At 69.9% G+C, this 3,348-nt stretch carries 4 protein-coding genes; all 4 read left to right on the forward strand.

What is annotated here, in order from left to right:
* On the forward strand, window positions 1–775 hold a 775-nt coding region (locus tag G3N99_RS37495), incomplete at its 5' end, for an ABC transporter permease subunit (RefSeq protein ID WP_206124886.1).
* Between the two features lie 13 nt (window positions 776–788).
* Window positions 789–1,820, forward strand: coding sequence for an ABC transporter ATP-binding protein (locus G3N99_RS37500; protein ID WP_206124887.1), 1,032 nt, complete (start codon window positions 789–791; stop codon window positions 1,818–1,820).
* Window positions 1,821–1,904: 84 nt separating this feature from the next.
* Window positions 1,905–2,729 (forward strand): phosphodiesterase, encoded by an 825-nt coding sequence (locus tag G3N99_RS37505; protein WP_206124888.1) that lies wholly within the window; start codon window positions 1,905–1,907, stop codon window positions 2,727–2,729.
* A gap of 192 nt (window positions 2,730–2,921) precedes the next feature.
* On the forward strand, window positions 2,922–3,348 hold a 427-nt coding region (locus G3N99_RS37510), incomplete at its 3' end, for an MFS transporter (protein ID WP_206124889.1).

Below are 3,348 nucleotides of genomic sequence, written 5' to 3' on the forward strand. Positions count from 1 at the left end.
CGTCACGCTGCTGCTGTGCGCATTCCTGATCGTGCCCGTCGTGATGTCGGTGCTCGCGGGCCTCACCGTCAACTATTTCCGCGGCCTGTCGAGCGGCCTCACGCTGCGCTGGCTCGAACAGGTGTGGCAGCAGTATCACGGCTCGGTCGCGCTGTCGCTTTACGTGGCATTCGCGACGCTCGCGATCGTGCTCGTCGTCGGCGTGCCGGCCGGCTATGCGCTCGCGCGCAGCAAGAGCCGCGTCGCGCGTGCGATCGAGGAGGCGCTCGTGCTGCCGGTCGCACTGCCCGGCCTCGCGTCGGCGCTCGCGCTGCTGGTCGTGTACGGCGGCTTCACGGCGTTCCGGATGAGCCTGTGGTTCATCGTCGTCGGCCACGTCGTGTTCACGCTGCCGTTCATGGTGCGCGCGGTCGCGGCCGTCGCGGCCGGCGCCGACCTGCGCACGCTCGAGGAAGGCGCGGCCAGCCTCGGCGCGTCGTTCGTCACGCGCTTCGTCACGATCGTGCTGCCGAACCTGCGCCCCGGCATCGTTGCGGGGGCGCTCGCGGTGCTCACGCTGTCGATCGGCGAATTCAACCTCACGTGGATGCTGCATACGCCCGACACCAAGACGCTGCCCGTCGGGCTCGCCGATACGTATGCGTCGCTGCGCCTCGAAGTCGGCAGCGCGTACACGATCCTGTTCCTGCTGATGACGCTGCCGCTGCTCGTCGCGATGCAGTGGCTCGGTGTCGATCCGTCCGGCACGCGTGCGCTCAAGAAGCGCCCGCGCTGAATTTCTCGCAGACATGAAACTCGATTCCACCCCCATCACCCTGACCCGCTGTGCGAAGACGTTCCGCGGCACCCGCGTGCTCGAACCGCTCGACCTGTCGATCGGCGCGGGCGAAACGCTCGTGCTGCTCGGGCCGTCGGGCTGCGGCAAGACCACGACGCTGCGCCTGATCGCGGGCCTCGACACGCCGGACGCCGGCGGCACGATCGCGTTCGGCAATGACGACGTGACCGCGCTGCCGATCGAGCGCCGGCAGGTCGGCATGGTGTTCCAGAACTACGCGCTGTTTCCGAACCTGACGGTGCGCGGCAACGTCGGCTACGGGCTGAAGATCCGCAAGACCGAGCCGCGCGCACTGCGCGAGCGCGTCGATGAGCTGCTCGCGATGATGCGGCTCGACGCGCATGCGGATAAACCGATCGACCAGCTGTCGGGCGGCCAGCGCCAGCGCGTCGCGCTGGCCCGCGCGCTGGCGGTGCGGCCGCGCGTGCTGCTGCTCGACGAGCCGCTGACCGCGCTCGACGCAAAGCTGCGCGACACGCTGCGTCGCGAGATGAATACGCTGCTGCGCGACCTCGGCGTGACGACGGTCTACGTGACGCACGACCAGGCCGAAGCGATGGAGCTCGGCGACCGGATCGTCGTGATGGGCGCGGGCCGCATCGAACAGATCGGCACGCCGCGCGACATCTACTACCACCCGGCCAACCGCACGGTCGCGCAGTTCATCGGCACGCTGAACCGGCTCGCCGGGCAATGGCGCGATGGCACGTTGGTCACCACGGGCGGCGCGATCGCGACGCCGCACGCCGCCGACGAGTGGTTCTTCCGCCCCGAGGATGCACAACTCGCCGATCCCGCGCATGCGCCGCTGCGCGGCGCGGTCGGTGCATGCGCGTTCCTCGGCGAGCGCACGCGGCTCACGATCGAGCACGCGGCCCCGGACGCGCTCGTGATCGACGTGCCGGGCCGCATCGCGCTCGCACGCGGCACGGCGGTCGGCCTCACGATCGCGCCGGAAGGCCTGATCGCGCTCGGCGCGTAATCCGTCGTTCCGGCATCATTCATGCAGCACCCCACCGCGGCGCACGACGCCGCGACAACAATCAGACAATTCCGAGGAACGACGATGCTGCTTGCTCAAATCAGCGATCTCCACATCAAGCGTCCGGGACAGCTCGCGTACCGGCGCGTCGACACCGCGGCCGCGCTCTCGCGCTGCATCGAAAAACTGAACGCGCTCGTGCCGCGCCCCGACGCCGTGCTCGTCACCGGCGACCTGACCGATTTCGGCCACGATGAAGAGTACGGCAACCTGCGCGGGCTGCTCGCGGCGCTCGAGATTCCGTACTACCTGATGATCGGCAATCACGACGACCGCGCCGGGCTGCGCCACGCGTTCGCCGATCGCGCCGAGCTGCAGGCAGGTGAATTCGTGCAGTACGCACTCGACGTCGGCGCGGTGCGCGTGCTGGCGCTCGACTCGCAGGTTCCCGGCGCCAGCTACGGCGACCTGTGCGATGCACGGCTCGCGTGGCTCGCCGCACAGCTCGACGCCGCGCGCGACCGGCCCGTGATCGTCGCGCTGCATCACCCGCCGTTCGCATCGGGAATCGGCCACATGGACAAGCTGCGCCTCGCGCCCGCCGCTTCCGCGAAACTCGACGCGCTGCTGCGCGGATATCCGAACGTCGAGCGCGTGCTGTGCGGCCACGTGCATCGCACGATGTTCACGCGCTTCGGCGGCACGCTCGCAGCCGCGGTGCCGTCGCCCGCGCACCAGGTCGCATTCGACCTGCGAACCGATGGGCCCTCCGCGTTCCGGCTCGAACCGCCGGCGTTCGCGGTCCATCACTATGTGCCCGATACGGGGATGACGTCGCATCACGTGTATGTCGATGAAGGGGCCGGGCCTTATCCGTTTTATGAACCGACGGGTGAGCTGGTCGACTGACGGATTGAAGCACGCACGATGACGGGCGGCGCCCGGCCGGTTACACCGGTCATGCCGGCTTGGCCGTTCTGCCCCCGTCCGGCAGGATTCACGTCGCTCCGGTATGATCGGCAGCCTCGACGGCGCCCCGCCCGCCTGCGCACCCGACGCGTGCGCCGCGCGCTGCGCCGCCCCACTTCCGTCCGCGCAGCCATGTCCACCGCCTCCACCGACCGTCCGACCGACGCCGCCTCGCCCCACTACTCGCGCAGCCTGCTGTTGCTGCTCGCGACGATCGCGGGCGTGTCCGTCGCGAACATCTACTACAACCAGCCGTTGCTCGACAGCTTCCGCTCCGCGTTTCCCGACGGCGCGTCGTGGATCGGCGCGGTGCCGACCGCAACGCAGCTCGGCTATGCGGCCGGCATGTTCCTGCTCGCGCCGCTCGGCGACCGCTTCGACCGCCGCGGGCTGATCCTGATGCAGATCGCCGGCCTGTCGATCGCGCTGATCGTCGCGGCCACCGCGCCGTCGCTGGCCGTGCTCGCCGTCGCGAGCCTCGCGATCGGCGTACTCGCGACCATCGCGCAACAGGCCGTGCCGTTCGCCGCCGAAATCGCACCGCCGGCCGAACGCGGGC

It is taken from the genome of Burkholderia sp. Ac-20392 (genome assembly GCF_017104585.1).
In the GTDB taxonomy this organism is placed as follows: domain Bacteria; phylum Pseudomonadota; class Gammaproteobacteria; order Burkholderiales; family Burkholderiaceae; genus Burkholderia; species Burkholderia lata.

Excerpts from the sequence above, each read along its gene's own strand:
- G3N99_RS37505 (WP_206124888.1), top strand. The coding sequence starts at position 1,905 with ATGCTGCTTGCTCAAATCAGCGATCTCCACATCAAGCGTCCGGGACAG.
- G3N99_RS37500 (WP_206124887.1), top strand. The coding sequence starts at position 789 with ATGAAACTCGATTCCACCCCCATCACCCTGACCCGCTGTGCGAAGACG.